The following is a 17,024-nucleotide window of genomic DNA, read 5'->3' on the forward strand; positions in this document are numbered from 1 at the left end:
GAAAAAAATGGGAAACGTAGCGCTCCCCATCACGTTCAAATAGTTTACCACACCGAACATACTTTCGCTAGTTTGCGGTTCGGGTGTCAAATTTATCTTGATAAATGGTCACGTTGGCACTCCGGGAGCCCCGAACTACCGTGGTTCGTTGGACCTGCGTCAGCCCCTGGTCGGTCCAAAAGGTCGGCGCGTCACGGTCGCCCATAAAGACGCTCAGCTGGAGTTGCACCGCATCGACCGTCAGTAACGTCTGGACCAGACTTTGGTACAACTCGCCCTGTTGCGCGCGCGACAGTTGCTTATCGGGTAACCACAACCCCAGCCACACTAAGCTGGGAAGTGGGTAATCAATGATGAGGTCCACGATAAGTACCAAGCGGTCGTGGTCAAACACGCCCAGGTAGGCTTTTTGGTCCGCCGTCGCGTTGAGCGGAACGTCTTCCACGTCTTGCACCGCTTCGCGCCGCGTCACCGGATGGTCTTGAAAATGCCCAAAATATTCCGGGTGTTGGGCCTGAAACTCATAAATCAAGTCGTCATCAGCGTGGGTCAACGCCCGCACCGTGGTACCAGTGCCTTCGAGGCGGTGATTCCACACAGTTGCTAATGTCATGTTAGTCCTCCTTGGCGTGCTTCAACAGTTGATTCGTCAGCGCGGCGAGCTTCTGCCGGTCACTAAAGTCGGCCGACAACAGTTCGGCCAGGACTTCCTTTAAAAAGTACTGGACACACGCCATTTGTTTGAATTGTAAAATCGTGGCCAAGCTTTCGCGGTAGATCTCCGTGTAGACCGGTTCGGGATTACCCTTTTCGATTTCCCCAAAGGACTCGTACAGTAAGTCGACCTTATCGGCGACCGATAAGATACGGCCTTCTAGAGTATCGTCCTTGCCTTCACCTAGTCGCCGAGCGTACGCCGCTTGGAACTGTTCGGGAATTTCATTGTGGATGAAATTGGCAGTCAACGAATCCTCAACGTCGGCCAGCATCTTGCGCAGTTCCGGTGTCGCGTATTTCACCGGCGTCTTGATGTCACCGATAAAGCGTTCAGTGTAGTCGTGGTTTAACGATTTTTCGTATAACGACCGCCAGTTGATGGTGTGACCAGCTTGTTCCTCAACATCGCCTAAGAACTGGGCCACTTCCGCCACTTTAAACGAATGAGCGGCCACGGAGTGTTGTTCGAATTTGAAATACCCCGGTGCCCGGTTGATTGTTTCCAAGTCACTCAAACTCTGTAAATACTGGTTCATTCCCATTTTACTCAACTCCCTTGGTTGTGGTGGGTGCCCTAACGACATATCTACGTCTATCCTAGGCGATGTCCGTGCAGATTGCAAAATATATCTTAGTCGTAACGCACCCCCGAACTTAACCCGACACAAAATCGGACCGAGACTTGCCGTCTCGGCCCGATCATTGGTTTAGTTCAACTTAGTTAGGCTTCTGATGAGGCCTGTGCTTTGAGGGTTTCCAAGTAGTTAAAGGCTGCTTGACCAGCAGTTCCGCCTTCACCAACGGCCGTCGTGATTTGACGGAGATCCTTTTGCCGGACGTCGCCAATCGCGAAGATGCCAGGAACGGCCGTGGCCATGTGGTCATCGGTCTTGATCCAGCCCGCGTCATCGGTGATGCCCAGGTCCGTAAAGGCCGTGGTCATTGGCAACGTCCCTACGTAAATGAAGACGCCACTAGCATCGAGGTGCCCCGTTTCGCCAGTTTGGTTGTTGTGGGTCGCCACACCGGTGACCTTCATCTTGTCACCCTGGATTTCGGTAACGTTCGTGTTCCAGACGAATTCAATCTTATCGTTAGCAAACGCCCGGTCTTGTAAGATCTTTTGGGCCCGTAATTGGTCCCGCCGAACCACAATGGTAACCTTTGACGCTAATCCAGCTAGATAGATGCCTTCTTCAATCGCGGAGTCACCTCCGCCAACGACGATGACGTCGCGGTTCTTGAAGAACGCCCCGTCGCAGACCGCGCAGTAGGACACGCCCCGGCCACCGTAGTTATCCTCACCCGGAACGCCGAGTTTCTTGTACTCGGATCCCGTGGCGATTAAAACGGCTTTAGCGCTGTAATCCCCATCATCGGTCTTGACGACTTTATGATCGCCATGGTCTTCGATACTGTCGACACTTCCATAAGCGAACTCGGCCCCAAACTGGGTGGCGCCGTCGTACATATCCTTTGCCAAGTCCGGCCCTAAGACCGACTTGAACCCCGGATAATTTTCAATTGCCGCAGTGTTGTTCATTTGGCCACCGTAAATTCCCCGGTCTAACATCAGGACGGACAGGTTGGCCCGCGATGCGTATAATGCACCAGTCATGCCACCTGGTCCGGCACCAATAACAATGACGTCGTAATTCTTCAAGTTAGCGACTTCCCTTCATCTTAATTTGCCTGACCATTACTTTACTAGGAAAAAGTAAGTTTGTCACCTATTTTGACTTGGGTTGGTCTTCCGCCGTCAATTTTTTGCCTAGCGTTTCGATATAATGTCGCAATTGGGCCTTAGTTTCGGGGTGCCGCAGACCAAATTCGATATTGGTCTGTAACCAGCCAAACTTATTGCCAACGTCGTACCGTTTGCCGGTATACTCGTGGGCAAAGACCCGCTGCGTCTTGTTCAAGTGATCAATAGCATCCGTTAATTGTAATTCATTTCCCAAACCTACGGGGGTGTGTTCTAGGGCCTCAAAGATTTCAGGCGTAAAGAGGTACCGGCCAATAATAGCCAAGTCACTCGGGGCCTTATCCGGTTCTGGTTTTTCCACGAAGTTCGTGACGTTATACAAGCCGGGCAACGTCTCTTCAGACGGATTGATGACCCCGTATTTGGCGGTGTCTTCGTGTGGCACCCGCATCACGGCTAAGGTCGACGCACCGGTCTGCTCGTAGCGGTCCATCAATTGTTTGGTCAACGGGACCTTACTTTCGGTCATATCGTCACCCAGCATGACCACGAACGGTTCATCCCCAATGAACGCTTTAGCGGTCAAGACTGCGTCTCCCAAGCCCCGTGGATAGGGTTGGCGAATGAAGTACAAGTTCATCCCCGTGGTCTCTTGGACTTGCTTGAGCAATTGATCCTTATGCTTAGCCCGCAAGTTGGCTTCCAATTCCGGGTTTGAGTCGAAATGGTCTTCAATCGACCGTTTGGACTTTCCGTCAACGATCACGATATCTTCAATACCGGACCGCCGAGCCTCCTCCACGATGAATTGAATGGTCGGCTTGTCCACGATGGGTAACATTTCCTTCGCTAACGCCTTTGTCGCTGGTAAGAAACGAGTCCCGAGACCCGCAGCCGGAATAACGGCCTTTCTGACTTTTCTCATAAAATTGAGCCCTCCTCAAAATAATAAAAAACTCTAAAACTCCGAACGTCCTTCACGTTGCATTAAATCTGAAATGGCTGTTTTGATGTCCTTCCCCTGGTAGAGCACCTGATAAATCGCAGTCGTAATCGGCATCGAAACGCCACGTTGTTGCGCCAGCTCGTAAGCCGCCTTGGTCGTGGCGACGCCTTCGATTACCATGCCCATGTGACTGATGACGTCGTCAAGTTTTTCGCCGCGACCAAGTTCGTCCCCGGCGCGCCAGTTTCGCGAATTGGTACTGGTAGCCGTCACGATAACGTCCCCGACGCCAGATAACCCGATAAAGGTCAACGGGTCGGCACCAAATGACGTTCCCAGCCGGGAGATTTCAGCCAACCCCCGGGTCATCAACGCCGCCTTAGCGTTGTCGCCGTAACCCAGGCCATGTAAGGCCCCGGCGCCTAACGCGATAATGTTCTTCAAGGCCGCCCCAATCTCAACACCGATCACGTCGGAGTTGGTGTAGACCCGGAAGTACGGCGTCATGAACAAATCCTGCGTGTTCTTTGCCGCTTCGGGGTTCTCACTAGCCGCCGTAATCAAGGTGATGTCGTGTCGCGCCACGTCTTCCGCGTGACTCGGACCGGACAAGACCGTGATGGACCGCCGGTTTGCCGCCGGAATCTCTTCCGCTAAGACCTGCGAAATCCGCTTATAAGTCTTTTGCTCGATGCCTTTGCTGGCGTGAATCAACGCGGGTTGGTTGTGGTCTTTCGCTAAGACCTCGGCCACCTCATGGGCCACCGACCGCACTGCTTTGGTCGGCACCACGAATAAGATGGCATCCACGTCGGCCAACGCGCTCGCCATATCGGCATACGCCACTAATGACTTCGAATAAGTGAAGTTTTGGATGTAGTGCGTGTTCGTATGCTGCGTATTGAGTTCCTCGACCTGCTTAGGGTTGTAAGACCACAAGCGGACGTCATGCCCGTTCTCATCCAACAAGTTGGCCAAAATCGACCCCCAGGAACCAGCACCAAGTACGGCAATTTTTTCTGACATAGTCTCGATTCTCCTTAATTAGAAAGTTTTGTGCGTTCGCGGAACGGATTACCGGCTAGGTAATCGGTCGGCGGATTGGTCCGCCGCCGGTAGATCCAGATAAAAATGGCGCCGACAAACAACACCACGGACAAGAGTTGGGACACCCGAATCGTGCCGAGTAACATCAAACTATCGGTTCGCATTCCCTCGACGAAGAAGCGGCCCAGCGAATACCACATCACGTACCCTAAGAAAACTTCGCCCTGCTTAAAGAGTTGTGGATAATGCCGCAGACTCATCAAAACCACGAAGCCCATTAGATCCCAGGTCGATTCGTACAAGAACGTGGGTTGCCGGTAAGCCCCATTGATAAACATTTGATTGATGACAAACTGGGGCAAATGCAACCCCTGCAGGAACGCCAAACTGGTAACCCGACCAAACGCTTCTTGGTTCATGAAATTACCCCACCGACCGATGGCTTGCCCCATGATCACGGTCGGGGCCGCCACGTCGAGCATCAACCAGACAGGGATGAACCGGGAGCGACAGAAGAAGAAGACCACCAGCCCCGCCCCAATTAGCGAGCCATAAATGGCGATTCCTCCGTCCCAAATGGCCACGATTTCGTTCAAGTGCTGACTATAATACGACCACTGAAAGACCACGTAGTACAACCGCGCGGCAATCAGGGCCGCTGGTAACGCCCACAGGATCATATCGTAGATGTCGTCGGGGTCGATGCCCCGTTTGCGCCCTTCACGGACGGCCAGGAGTACGGCTAGAATCACGCCCGAAGCGATAATCACCCCGTACCAGTGGACTTGCAACGGGCCTAAATGCACCGCAATGGGATTTAGGGCCGCCGTAAAAGGGGTTATCGTCATGATTTGCCGCCATCCTTTTGTGAATTTTGTTTGATCAAGCGGTTCAAGTTATCGTCAAAGACCTTGGTGGCATCGTAACCCATCGACCGCGCCCGGAAGTTCATCGCCGCGGCTTCAATGATGATGGCCAAATTCCGCCCAGTTTTGACCGGGATCGTCACCTTAGGGACCACCACATCAAAGAACCGTTGGGTATCGGTGTTATTGCCTAAGCGGTCGAAGTGATTATCATCGTGCCAAAGTTCCAGGTGGACGATCAGTTCGATATCCGCCTCACTCCGCACGGCACCAGCGCCAAAGAGGTTCATGACGTCAATAATGCCAATCCCTCTAATCTCCAACAAGTGATTCAAAATGGGGGGTGCAGCCCCGACTAGAGTCTGTTCGTCTTGTTGATAGACTTCTACGCGGTCGTCGGCAATCAACCGGTGGCCCCGCTTGACTAGCTCCAAGGCCGTTTCGCTCTTACCGACCCCGGAATCGCCGGTGATCATGACCCCGACCCCGTAGATATCGACCAAGACCCCATGAACGGATTGCCGTTCGGCGAGTTTGCCTTCGAGAAAATTGGTCATGTTACTCAAGACCCGCGACGTGGTCAGCTTAGTCCCCAGAATGGGAATCTGCGCTTCCCCCGCGGCTTGCTTCAATTCTTCCGGTGGGTCCAATTGTGTGGACACCACAAAAGCCGGCGTTTCCGGCTGACACATTTTTTGCATCACATCCAGGAGCTGTTGGTGACTCATCCCCTTGGCAAAGGACGTTTCCGTGATGCCCAGTAGCTGGATTCGTTTGGCAGGGTAATAATTGAAATACCCCGTCAGTTCCAGACCGGGACGGGAAATATCACTGGTCGTAATTTGCCGATCCAAATAATCCTGACCGGAATAGACATCTAACCGGTTGGCTTTGACCAAATCGGCAACAGTTACGCTTTCTGGCATGAACGCTCCTCCTTACTACACAAATTTATCAACTTACTCTAATTCTAGCACTTTCATTCGGGTTCTCCTATCAAATTAAGTCCGCCGTCATCCAGCGTCACCCTAGCAAGAAAACGCTTTATCAGTTAGAGGCTTAACGGTGGGCTAAATGGTCACTGATGATTGCGTTAAACAGGGCCATCACGATGGCGACGACCAAGGTCACCCCAAACGAGGCGAAGGTAAAGTTACTGCCCACGACCCATGAGGTCAATTCCAACATCACCGCGTTCAACACCACGCTAAATAGGCCCAACGTCAAAATGGTGATGGGTAACGACAAGATAAACAAAATCGGTCGTACCAGCGTGTTCAACACGGCCAGAACCAAGCTGGCCAGGAGTGCAATTCCCACACCAGACACGTAAAACGCGTGTTGGTAGGTGCCCGCTAATGAACTTTGAAAGAATCCGGCTAACGCCAAAAAGATGATGGCGTTAACTAAAATTCGTGACCAAAACCGCATCTAATCACCGTCCTTATTCTCATGGTGAACGTCACGTTCCTTCACGTCATGAATCACTTTGCGTCCCGGCTTTTGAGAAGCCTGTGTGCCGCGGCCAAACCCAAATAGATCACTCAGATTGGGGCCGTTGGTCGGCGTATCATCTAACGGAATGAACGTCATTAAAATGACATAGACCAGTAACCCTAATACCACGTGCGCAAACGGAATTGAAATCGTGATAATCACGTAGATCAGCCGCAAGAGGTTGGCGTTCCAACCAAAGTACTCGGTAATTCCGCCCAAGACTCCCCCTACCAGGCGGTTAGTCCGGGACCGTACCAGGCGTTTTTTTGCTGCCATCGTCATGGCCTCCTTAAATTTAGACTAGCTAGACCGGCTAAGCAGTTAGCTGTCTTAGCGACTTGTTGCCCACACTTTTAACCGGTCCTATTGGGAAAAGAATAACGAAAGCGGCCACTGAAAGCAAGTTTTCAGTGGCCGCTAGGCAAAATCTTCAGTTTTCGCTAAGAATTGCTTAGCTTTCGGTCCCTTCACTTGCCGAATTCAGTTCCACGATTTGTCCGGAACGGAGGTAGATGATCCACTCACAGACGTTCGTGACGTAATCCCCAATGCGACTCAGATCTTGCGCCACGTTCAGATAAATCGACGCGCCGGTCTCAAACGTTGCGTCTTGACGCATATCCTTGTAGCTTTCACTGCGGACCTGGTGATTCAAGTGATCTAACTGCCGGTCGACGTCGGCCAACGACCGGGCTTCGTGGTCGTCCTTGTTGACGTAAGCCGTGATGACATCTTCGACCGTTTGAGTAGTCATCTGGCCCATCTTCGCCATCAACTGTTCCAGTTCGGACACCTTTTGTTTTTGACCCATCTTAATCGTCGAATGGGCAATGTTACGGGCATGGTCCCCGGCCCGCTCCAAATCAGACACCGCTTTTAGAATCGTCACGATTTCCCGTAAATCGGAGGTCACCGGTTGGTAAAGGGCAATCATCTCAAAGGTCTTCTTCTCCAAAGCAATTTCCCGTTCGTTGATTTTGTGGTCTTCATCGATAATCTGTTGGGCCGCCGCAGCGTCCCGTTCGAGAAACGCGTCGACCGCACGTCGAATGACCCCACTGACCAACATGCCCATTTCCGTAAAGTCTGCGTCTAACTCCGCTAATTCATCATCAAATAATCGCCGCATAGCCTGCCTCCTATCCGAACCGACCACTAATGTAGTCTTCTGTCTGCTTATTTGCCGGGTTCATAAAGATATTCTTAGTCTGGTCCACTTCCACCAGTTCCCCGTTCATGAAGAACGCCGTGCGATCGGCAATCCGGGATGCTTGCTGGAGGTTGTGGGTTACAATAATAATCGTATAATCTTGGCGTAAATTCAAGAGAGTTGCTTCGATTTGGCTACTCGAGACCGGATCCAACGCACTAGTCGGTTCATCGAGTAAGATGATTTCCGGGGACACGGCTAAGACCCGCGCGATGCAGACCCGTTGCTGTTGGCCCCCAGACAGCGCCAGCGCACTTTCGTGGAGGTGGTCTTTCACTTCATCCCACACGGCCGCTTGCCGTAATGACTTTTCCACTACAGCGTCGAGCTTTTCCTTGTCCCGTTCACCGGCGATGCGTAATCCGTAGATCACGTTGTCATAAATCGAGAACGGAAACGGGTTAGGCTGTTGGAAAACCATCCCGATTTCCTTGCGAATCTGAACGGTGTCCGCATTCGGGGCGTATAAGTCCTCGCCCTTGAACTCCGCGGTCCCGGTAATCGTGACCCCCGGAATCAAGTCGTTCATCCGGTTCAGCGTCCGTAAATACGTCGACTTACCACACCCAGACGGGCCAATCAAAGCCGTGATGCCTTTTTCCTCAAAGCTCAGGTTGATGCCCTTGAGCGCTTCGTTACTCCCGTAATACAGGTGCAAATCTTGCGTCGTTAAAATTTCTTTCGTCGTCATCTTTTTTCGCTCCTCCTAACCAAAGTTCCCCGAAACATAATCACTCGTCACTTGCACCTGCGGATTCGTGAAGATTTGGCTGGTCGTGTCGTACTCCAAGACCCGACCTTGATTGAAGAACGCCGTGTATTCACTGATCCGAGCCGCCTGTTGCATGTTGTGTGTCACGATGATGATGGTGTAATGCTGCTTAAGCTTCAGCAAGGTATCCTCCAGCTGACTCGTCGACACGGGATCAAGCGCACTAGCCGGTTCGTCCAACAATAAGATGTCGGGTTTCACGGCAATCGCCCGCGCAATACACAATCGTTGCGCCTGCCCCCCGGACAGCGCCAACGCGCTCTTGTCCAGGTCGTCTTTGACCTGTTCCCACAACGCGGCTTGTCGCAGGGAGGTCTCGACGATTTCATCAAGCTTAGTTTTAGCCGTTACACCGCGTAAGCGCAAGGCAAACGCAATATTATCGTAAATTGATTTGGCAAATGGGTTAGGTCGTTGAAACACCATCCCCACCCGCCGGCGCATCTCGTACACGTCGATATCGGGTTGGTTGATATCCACGCCCCGGTACATGATGCGCCCTTTAACCGTCGCGATGCGGTCGTTCATCCGGTTCAGTGACCGTAAATAAGTCGACTTTCCGGACCCGGACGGCCCAATCAGTGCCGTAATCTGATTCTGGGCAAACTGCAAATCGCCCTCGAAGATGGCCTCCTTACTGCCGTAGTACACGTGGAGGTCCTCGGTCGCAAGCACGATGGGGTGCCCCGCTTCATGAGGCTGGGTCACGTGGCGCTCTTGCATGGCCGTACGCCGTTGAACATCACTACTCATAAACATCTCTCGACATCCTCCTTAGGCTGACGTCAGCCGCTTGTACAGGCGTTTCCCCAGATAACGGGCCGCCAGGTTGAACAGTAAGATGGCAATCACTAAGACCGCCGACGCTCCGGACGAAATCGCCTTGGCGTCGGGCATGATGCCCTCTGAATTGATTTTCCAAATATGCACGGCCAACGTTTCGGCCGGCCGCATTGGGTTCAACGGACTGGAGATGTTGAACGGGTTCCAGTCGGCGAAATTTAACGCCGGTGCACTTTGCCCTGCCGTATAAATCAACGCGGCGGCTTCCCCGAAGACCCGCCCGGCACTCAAGATGAACCCCGTCAAGATGCTGGGGACGGCGGCTGGTAGAATCACCCGGGTAATGGTCTCCCACCGCGACAGCCCGAGTGCCAGCCCCCCTTCGCGTTGTTGTGGGTCAATCGTGCGCAGTGAATCTTCAATGCTCCGCGTTAGTAGCGGCAAGTTGAAGAACGTCAACGCAAACGCTCCGGACAGAATCGAAAACCCCATGTTTAGCTTGACCACGAAGAACAGGAACCCAAACAGTCCCACCACCACAGACGGTAACGAACTTAGAATCTCAATCGCAGTCCGCACCGTGTTGGTCACCCAATTATCCTTAGCGTATTCGTACAGATAAATGGCCGACCCCAACGCGATGGGAAACGAAATCAACATTGCTAGAATCAATAAATAAAACGAATTGAAGAGTTGGATGCCCACACCCCCACCCTTCGTGAAGGCTTTGGCGGGTGCCGTTAGAAAGTGCCAACTCAACTGGGGCACCCCACTGACCAGGATATAACCGAGCAAGGCCAGCAAGATGAGGACCACCAGGCCGGCGATGCCGTATAACGTTCCAATCGCCACTTTATTTTGTCGTTTTGCGTTCATGTTATTGCAGCCGCCCCTTTCGTCCAATCAGTCGAATAATCAGGTTAAAGACCAGTGACATCACTAACAGCACTAACGCCAGTGACCACAGCGCGTTATTTTGTAACGACCCCATGACCGTGTTCCCGATTCCAGTGGTCAAGACCGACGTTAAAGTTGCGGCTGGGTCGACCAGACTATGTGGCATCAAGGCCGCGTTACCAACCACCATTTGGACCGCCAGTGCTTCACCGAAGGCCCGGGCCATCCCGAAGACCACCGCCGTCATCAAGCCCGGTGTCGCGGCCCGCAAGACCACCTTGTAAATGGTCTGCCATTGGGTCGCTCCTAAGGCCAGTGAGGCTTCACGGTAGTAACGTGGGACCGCCCGCAAAGCGTCCGCACTCATCGACGTGACCGTCGGTAAGATCATCACGAACAACACACAGGTCCCGGACAAGATTCCGAACCCACTACCACCAAAGGTTGCGCGAGTAAAAGGTACGATGACGCTCAATCCAATGAACCCGTAAACCACGGAGGGGATCCCCACCAGTAGTTCGGTTACGGGTTGGAGGATCTTAGCGCCTTTGCCTGGCGAGATTTCATTCATAAAGACGGCCGTCCCGATGGCAAACGGGGTCGCCACCAGCGCCGATAAAATCGTAATCAGAAATGACCCGACGATCATCGACAAAGCCCCAACTTCGGGCTTGCCGTGGGCATCGGTAATGCTGGGGTTCCAATCTTTCCCACTTAAAAACGACCATAAATTCACGTGATTAGTGGTGAAAGTTGCCAATCCTTTGGATGCCACGAAACCGATAATCGCAACCACCACGGCCGCGATGATAATCAGTGCGGTAAAACTCACGACCCGCCCCCAGATTTCCAGCTTAGCCGCCTTCGAGCGACGTTTTAACTCGTGTTCGAGCTGTTCCGGTGATTTGGTCATGAGTGCTGGCCTCCAATCTTTGTGATTTGGCCGTGCACGTCCCGTTCGACGTGCATCTGGCTAGGTGACAAGTAACCCAATAGCCGGACCAGTGTTTTTTGAATGGCCGGCGATTGGACGTACTTGATAAAATCCTTGGTCAGTCCCGTGGGCTGTCCCTTCGTGTAGAGGTGTTCGTACGACCAAATTTTCCAGCGGTTATTGATGACGTTAGCTTCGGTCGGAGCCACGTGGTTCAACGCCACAGCCTGGACACCCTTGGTCACGTAGGAAAAGGCCACGTAACTGATGGCCCCCGGCGTGGTCTCCACGATTTGGCGGACCATTCCCGAAGAATCTTGTTCTTGAGCGGTCTTGGAACGATGACCGGCTAACCCGAACTGTTCAAAAGTCGCCCGGGTCCCACTGCCTTGCGCCCGATTGATCAACACGATGGGCACATCTTTCCCACCAACTTGTTTCCAGTTGGTCACTTTGCCGGTAAAGACAGCGACTAATTGTTTGGTCGTCAATTGGGTGATCCCCGTTTTACGGTTCACGATGGGCGTGATGCCCACGACTGCCACGCGGTGATCGACCAGGCCTTTCGCCCGAATTCCCTTTTGTTCCGCCGCAAATAAATCCGAATTACCAATCTGCACGGCGCCTTCTTGAATCTGGCTCAACCCCGTCCCGGTCCCACCGCCTTGAACGTTGATAAACGTCCCCAGGTGGTCGCCGGCATATTGCTCGCCAGCCGCTTCAACCAATGGCTGTAGCGCCGTGGAGCCTACCGCCGTAATTGATCCACCTGCATGGCTGACCTGGCGGGTCTGGTAAGCAAAGATGCCCAGAGCTACTAAAATCATGAGGAGTAGGCTCTGTAACCATCGTCGTTTTGTCATCCCGTTTGTCCCTCCTATCCCGGTTGGTTGCGTTCCGGCCGGGTATCTCAGGAATTAGTATACCGGGTGAATGTAAATGTGATGTAGACGTATTGTAAAGGTTATGTAAATGTCCCCGCAAAGTAAGGTCAATTACGATTAAAAGTGGAGGCCAAACTGACTTTGGCTGCCGTTTCGATCTCTTATGGACACCGACTAATTGCAAAAAAAGCACCCCCTGCAAATGGAAATTCCATTTAAAGGTGGTGCACTTAGTGTTTGGTCTCAGGCCCCAACTTATCGAGATAGCTCCGTTTTACGAGCCGCCAAGCGCTGTTGCGCCGAAAGGGCCTCGGCCGTTTTGCGCGGAAAGGTCAAAGTCACCGTGGTCCCCTGGCCCAACTCACTTTGCAACTCCAGCTTACCGTTCAAGGCTTGGACCAATTCACGCACGATGGCTAGCCCCAAGCCACTCCCGCTGACCCGCTGGTTGGAATGGGAAAGTTCCGCCCGGTAAAAGCGTTCAAAGACTCGCAACTGGTCTGACTGTGAAATGCCTATCCCAGTATCGGCAATTATGAGGCTCCAAGTTGTGGTGGTCGTTTTCAGACGCAACGTAACGCTTCCCTGCGGCCGATTATACTTGATGGCGTTACTCAACACGTTTTTAATGATTTGGTCCAGCTTACGCTGATCGGTCGCCGCTGTGAACTCAGCGGGCACCTGGTTCGTTAACGCTACCTGATTGACGCCAGCGAGGGGCGTCAACAAGTGGACCTGGTTGGCGACCAGTTGACCCACGCCAACCTGATTGATTTCCACGGCGTTCCCCGATTCCAGGTGCGAAATAGTCAGCACGTCGTTGATCAGCTCGACTAACCGGTCGCTTTGCTGGTCGATGATCTGTAAAAACTCCACCGATTTTTCGGGGTCATCCTTGGCACCCGCCAACAGCGTCTTGGCAAACCCGGAAATCGCGGTGACTGGCGTTTTCAGTTCGTGCGAAGCATTGGACACGAAGTCCATCTGCATCTGCTCGACCGCATAAACTTCGGTCACGTCGTACAACAACACTAGCACTTGGAAGTAGTCTTGTGATGTCGCCGTGTAGACTACCTGAGCGTCGATTGTCCGCTCGTTGGGCGACCCCGGGAGCTTCAAGACTCGGTGTTGGGTCTGCCGCTCGGACAACGCCTTGTTGATCAAACTTGCCAGTTCGAACTGGCGGACGTCTTGCGTAAACAGGTGACGTCGTGGCGAGATACGTTGTTGCAAGAATTGCTCCATTGCTGGGTTGGCCAATTCCACCTTGCGGTAGCGGTCAATCACCATGACCCCAATCGGCAAATAATCCAGCAAGGTCGCGAATTCTTGATTCTGCCCCGCCATCTTACGGTGGAACTTGCGTTGCTGGGTCTGTAAGTAATTGATCTGTAAGGCCAACTGGTAGAACGGGTCGTGGGGCGACAGCAACACGTGGGCCAGGGCCTCAGCGTGACGCATTTGCTGAACTTTTTTGGTCAAAATATTGATTCGTTGCTGCGCCCAACGCTGGACCCACAATAAACAGCCCCATTCGATGGCAGCAAACGACCAGCCAATGACCAGCGCCCAGCCACTGTTATCGGGGCGTAACCCCCACACCAATAACGTATTCAAACTCAATAAAACAATGGCGCTCCCCCAAGTGAATTGGCGGCTCATGGCACCGCCTCGAAGGTGTAACCAAAGCCCCGCACCGTTTTCAGCAAGCTAGGATGCTTGGGGTCGGTCTCAATTTTTTCCCGTAAATGGGACACGTGGATGTCGACCATCCGCGTTTGGCCACTGTAGTCGAAGCCCCAAACCCCTTCGAGTAGTTGCTCACGACTCCAGACCTTGCCAGGACGTTTGGCAAAGAAGAGTAACAGTTCAAACTCCTTGGGCGTTAATTCAATTTGTTGTTGACCACGCTTGACCTGGAACTTGTCCTGGTCGATGCTCAACCCCGCAATCTGGATCACGTTGCCCGCTTCCGTAGGTTGCTGCGGGTGGTCATCTTCGTGGTACCGGCGCATGACCGCCTTCATTCGTGCCAACACTTCGCGTGGACTGAATGGTTTGGTGATGTAATCATCCGCACCTAACTCTAAGCCCACGACCGTATCGAACTCACTAGTCTTGGCGGTGATCATAATAATCGGTGTCTGGATTTTTTCCTGACGTAACCGTTTGGTCACCTCAACCCCGTCTAACTTCGGCAGCATCAAATCTAACAAAATGACATCAAAATTCTCATGTTCCGCCAACTGTAACGCCTGTTCGCCATCGATGGCCGTGACCACCTGATAGTCTGCTTGTTCCAAATTATACTGTAACAGCGTCACAATTGACGGCTCATCATCCACGACTAGCACTCTACTCATGATTTACCCCTCCTGATCTCTGAATAGAACAATTCCGATTTCGTGTGGCGCCCCGGAATAAATGGCCGTTTCCGTGACTTTTAAATCGCCTGCCATGTTGCGCACCCGCAAATGGCAGTATGTTGGGTTTTGCAATAGCGCTTCGTAAAACGCCGTTTCGCTATTCACCGCGCGATGGTTGCATTCCAAAATAATGTCGCCCGCCGCTAAGTCGAGTTTGTTAGCCGGCGTACCTGGTCGGATGGCCAGCACCCGGACCCCATCGTCTACCTGAGAATACCAAAATGATTGCCGGTGGTCATAGCGTTTGGCTTGCCATAAGCACCACCCATAACAAACTAACAACACGATAACACCAATCGGTAAGTCTTGTGGTCGCCACAGCAACCACCCCAACAAGACTACCGCTAAGCCAGCTAACACCAAAATTTGCCGGGACAGGTGCCGATAAACCGCTTTAGGCACTTCCCGAAAGACCGTGAAGCGGACCCCCAACAGCAAGGGTAAAAACAACACGGCAAAGGTCTGTCCGTGTAGGTTCAGCATCGGCCACCAGGACAAGCCGCCTTGAACGAACCAGTCCCCGGGAACCAAGGTCACGACCGGCACCACCAGCAACTCTCGCCAAGGATAACCGGCGATTCGCTTGCCCCGTTGCTTGGCGTAGATGCGTGGGCTATCGAAACGGCCGCCATAGTGAGCGACCCAATGGCCTAAACCCAAGAAGGCAATCACAAATAACCAGGCAAAATTAGTTGCGGGCACGTCAGCAGTACTCAGTCCCAGCGTTTGCAGATCAAAAACGGGCAACCAACTACTTCCCAGAACCCCGGCCAATAGTGTCGTCACCACTAAAAGGGTGATGGGCAAGACCGTGGTCGGCAAGATAAGTAAGGAAAGACTGGGTAACGCTTCGTAAATCAGAATCCAGTTAAGCGGCAGACTGAACCCCACGATGAGGGTCAAAATGGAGAGTCCCACCCCGAGGATGACGCCCTGCGTCAGCATATGTCGTAATTCATAATGATCACTATACACGGCACTACTAAAGTCATGCCGTTCGTGGGCCACCCGTGAGCGACTGGTCAGCCAAGAACGCAAAATAGCTAACCATAACAGGGGTTGTAACGCAAAGCTACCCACAACCAATAAAGTCCGCATGCAATCGACACCTTTCTAAAAAACTAGCTGACATCAGTATAGCATTAACTAAAAACGGGTAACACCAGATTCGCGTTACCCGTTCAACCAATTTATTTATATGACGTGTCACCGACTCCCAGTCTAGTCGGGATTTTTTTGACTCAATTGCCACTGCAAATAAGCATCGATAAACGGGTCTAAGTCGCCATCCATAACGGCTTGGCCCTGCGACGTCTCGTGGTTGGTGCGGTGGTCTTTGACCATGGTGTACGGGTGGAAGACGTAGGAGCGAATCTGCGACCCCCAACCAATATCCATCTGGACACCTTCCAAAGCCGCCTTTTCCTTAGCCTTCTTCTCTTCTTCCAGTTCGTACAGTTTGGCCCGCAACATGGACAGTGCCGTTTGCCGGTTTTGGAGTTGCGACCGTTGGGCCTGACTTTGCGTCACGATGCCCGTGGGCAGATGGGTAATCCGCACGGCTGACGAGGTCTTATTGACGTGTTGGCCTCCAGCTCCGGAAGCCCGGTACACGTCGACCTTCAAGTCGGCGGGGTTAATCTCCACATCGACCGAATCATCTAGTTGCGGTAACACATCTACCGATGCAAATGAGGTGTGCCGCCGCCCCGCGGAATCAAATGGCGAGATTCGGACCAGCCGGTGCACGCCCTTTTCGGAACGCAAATACCCGTAAGCGTTGTGGCCGGCAATCAACAGGGGCGCACTACTCAAGCCGGCCACTTCCCCCGCTTGGTAGTCTAAGACGGAAACTTTGAAGTGGTGCTGTTCGGCCCAGCGGGTGTACATCCGCATCAACATTGAGCCCCAGTCTTGCGATTCTGTTCCCCCGGCCCCCGGGTGAATTTCTAAAATGGCATTGTTGCGATCGTACTTCTGGTTCAATAACAAGTTCAACCGGTACTGCCGCAAAGCCGCCTGAGTCTTAGCAAAATTCTGGTTGAAATCGGCCTGAATATCGTCGTCCGGTTCCTCACTCAGAAGGTCGATGGCAACCTCCAAATCGGCAACTTGGTCGGACAATTTCTGAAAAGCGCCGACTTTTTGCTTCATCTCGTTGGTGGCATCGATCAGTTTTTGGGCCTGTTGCGGATCGTCCCAGAATCCTGGCTCTGCCATTTGGCCTTCGTTGACACTGATGCTCTCGTTCAGCGCATCAAAGTCAAAGTGACCTCCTAAAGCCGGTTAATTGTGTTTTCATGGTTTCAATGGCGTGTTTAGCATCCGTTAATTCCATTT

19 protein-coding genes are annotated in these 17,024 nt (G+C 52.6%); all 19 read right to left on the reverse strand.

Annotation, left to right across the window (positions count from 1 at the left end; translation table 11 throughout):
- Positions 1 to 67: 67 nt before the first annotated feature.
- The 19 genes from DXH47_RS00555 to prfB all read right to left on the reverse strand — a co-directional run bounded on the left by DXH47_RS00555 (position 68) and on the right by prfB (position 17,022).
- The gene (locus tag DXH47_RS00555) at positions 68 to 613 is read right to left on the reverse strand and encodes an acetyltransferase (protein ID WP_129031146.1); all 546 of its coding nucleotides are present in this window, start codon (positions 611 to 613) and stop codon (positions 68 to 70) included.
- A gap of 1 nt (position 614) precedes the next feature.
- On the reverse strand, positions 615 to 1,259 hold the full coding sequence (locus DXH47_RS00560; RefSeq protein ID WP_129031147.1) for a YfbR-like 5'-deoxynucleotidase: 645 nt from the start codon (positions 1,257 to 1,259) through the stop codon (positions 615 to 617).
- A gap of 179 nt (positions 1,260 to 1,438) precedes the next feature.
- Complete coding sequence (trxB, locus tag DXH47_RS00565) at positions 1,439 to 2,380, reverse strand: thioredoxin-disulfide reductase (protein ID WP_129031148.1); 942 nt, start codon at positions 2,378 to 2,380, stop codon at positions 1,439 to 1,441.
- Positions 2,381 to 2,447: 67 nt separating this feature from the next.
- Positions 2,448 to 3,347, reverse strand: a complete 900-nt coding sequence (gene galU, locus DXH47_RS00570; RefSeq protein WP_129031149.1) for a UTP--glucose-1-phosphate uridylyltransferase GalU — start codon at positions 3,345 to 3,347, stop codon at positions 2,448 to 2,450.
- 33 nt (positions 3,348 to 3,380) lie between these two features.
- A complete protein-coding gene (locus tag DXH47_RS00575; protein ID WP_129031150.1) occupies positions 3,381 to 4,394 on the reverse strand; it encodes an NAD(P)H-dependent glycerol-3-phosphate dehydrogenase in 1,014 nt (337 codons plus the stop codon).
- Between the two features lie 14 nt (positions 4,395 to 4,408).
- Positions 4,409 to 5,263 (reverse strand): prolipoprotein diacylglyceryl transferase, encoded by an 855-nt coding sequence (gene lgt, locus DXH47_RS00580; protein ID WP_129031151.1) that lies wholly within the window; start codon positions 5,261 to 5,263, stop codon positions 4,409 to 4,411.
- A complete protein-coding gene (gene hprK, locus DXH47_RS00585; RefSeq protein WP_129031152.1) occupies positions 5,260 to 6,207 on the reverse strand; it encodes an HPr(Ser) kinase/phosphatase in 948 nt (315 codons plus the stop codon). Before hprK ends, lgt begins: the two co-directional genes overlap by 4 nt.
- 133 nt (positions 6,208 to 6,340) lie before the next feature.
- Entirely contained in the window at positions 6,341 to 6,712 is a 372-nt protein-coding gene (locus DXH47_RS00590; RefSeq protein WP_129031153.1) for a phage holin family protein, read from the reverse strand.
- Positions 6,713 to 7,054, reverse strand: coding sequence for a PspC domain-containing protein (locus DXH47_RS00595; protein ID WP_129031154.1), 342 nt, complete (start codon positions 7,052 to 7,054; stop codon positions 6,713 to 6,715).
- A 175-nt stretch (positions 7,055 to 7,229) separates the two neighbouring features.
- Positions 7,230 to 7,907 carry a phosphate signaling complex protein PhoU gene (gene phoU, locus DXH47_RS00600; RefSeq protein ID WP_129031155.1) on the reverse strand — a complete coding sequence of 226 codons (678 nt, stop codon included), beginning with the start codon at positions 7,905 to 7,907 and terminating at the stop codon, positions 7,230 to 7,232.
- Positions 7,908 to 7,917: 10 nt separating this feature from the next.
- Positions 7,918 to 8,679, reverse strand: a complete 762-nt coding sequence (gene pstB / locus DXH47_RS00605; RefSeq protein ID WP_129031156.1) for a phosphate ABC transporter ATP-binding protein PstB — start codon at positions 8,677 to 8,679, stop codon at positions 7,918 to 7,920.
- A gap of 15 nt (positions 8,680 to 8,694) precedes the next feature.
- Positions 8,695 to 9,483 carry a phosphate ABC transporter ATP-binding protein PstB gene (gene pstB / locus DXH47_RS00610; RefSeq protein ID WP_225423467.1) on the reverse strand — a complete coding sequence of 263 codons (789 nt, stop codon included), beginning with the start codon at positions 9,481 to 9,483 and terminating at the stop codon, positions 8,695 to 8,697.
- A 51-nt stretch (positions 9,484 to 9,534) separates the two neighbouring features.
- Positions 9,535 to 10,419 (reverse strand): phosphate ABC transporter permease PstA, encoded by an 885-nt coding sequence (pstA, locus tag DXH47_RS00615; RefSeq protein WP_129031158.1) that lies wholly within the window; start codon positions 10,417 to 10,419, stop codon positions 9,535 to 9,537.
- Position 10,420: 1 nt separating this feature from the next.
- The gene (gene pstC, locus DXH47_RS00620) at positions 10,421 to 11,353 is read right to left on the reverse strand and encodes a phosphate ABC transporter permease subunit PstC (RefSeq protein WP_129031159.1); all 933 of its coding nucleotides are present in this window, start codon (positions 11,351 to 11,353) and stop codon (positions 10,421 to 10,423) included.
- Positions 11,350 to 12,237, reverse strand: a complete 888-nt coding sequence (locus DXH47_RS00625) for a phosphate ABC transporter substrate-binding protein (RefSeq protein WP_129031160.1) — start codon at positions 12,235 to 12,237, stop codon at positions 11,350 to 11,352. Before DXH47_RS00625 ends, pstC begins: the two co-directional genes overlap by 4 nt.
- 276 nt (positions 12,238 to 12,513) lie before the next feature.
- Positions 12,514 to 13,920 carry a sensor histidine kinase gene (locus DXH47_RS00630; protein WP_129031161.1) on the reverse strand — a complete coding sequence of 469 codons (1,407 nt, stop codon included), beginning with the start codon at positions 13,918 to 13,920 and terminating at the stop codon, positions 12,514 to 12,516.
- The gene (locus DXH47_RS00635; RefSeq protein ID WP_318531324.1) at positions 13,917 to 14,621 is read right to left on the reverse strand and encodes a response regulator transcription factor; all 705 of its coding nucleotides are present in this window, start codon (positions 14,619 to 14,621) and stop codon (positions 13,917 to 13,919) included. Before DXH47_RS00635 ends, DXH47_RS00630 begins: the two co-directional genes overlap by 4 nt.
- Positions 14,622 to 14,624: 3 nt before the next feature.
- Positions 14,625 to 15,782 (reverse strand): PDZ domain-containing protein, encoded by a 1,158-nt coding sequence (locus DXH47_RS00640; protein ID WP_129031163.1) that lies wholly within the window; start codon positions 15,780 to 15,782, stop codon positions 14,625 to 14,627.
- 123 nt (positions 15,783 to 15,905) lie between these two features.
- Positions 15,906 to 17,022 (reverse strand): peptide chain release factor 2 gene (prfB, locus tag DXH47_RS00645; protein WP_191985849.1). Its coding sequence is split into 2 segments (ribosomal slippage): positions 15,906 to 16,949 and positions 16,951 to 17,022, totalling 1,116 coding nucleotides; the frame shifts between segments, so codons are not numbered across the junction.
- Positions 17,023 to 17,024: the final 2 nt, after the last annotated feature.

Source organism: Levilactobacillus suantsaii (assembly GCF_004115745.1).
Lineage (GTDB): Bacteria > Bacillota > Bacilli > Lactobacillales > Lactobacillaceae > Levilactobacillus > Levilactobacillus suantsaii.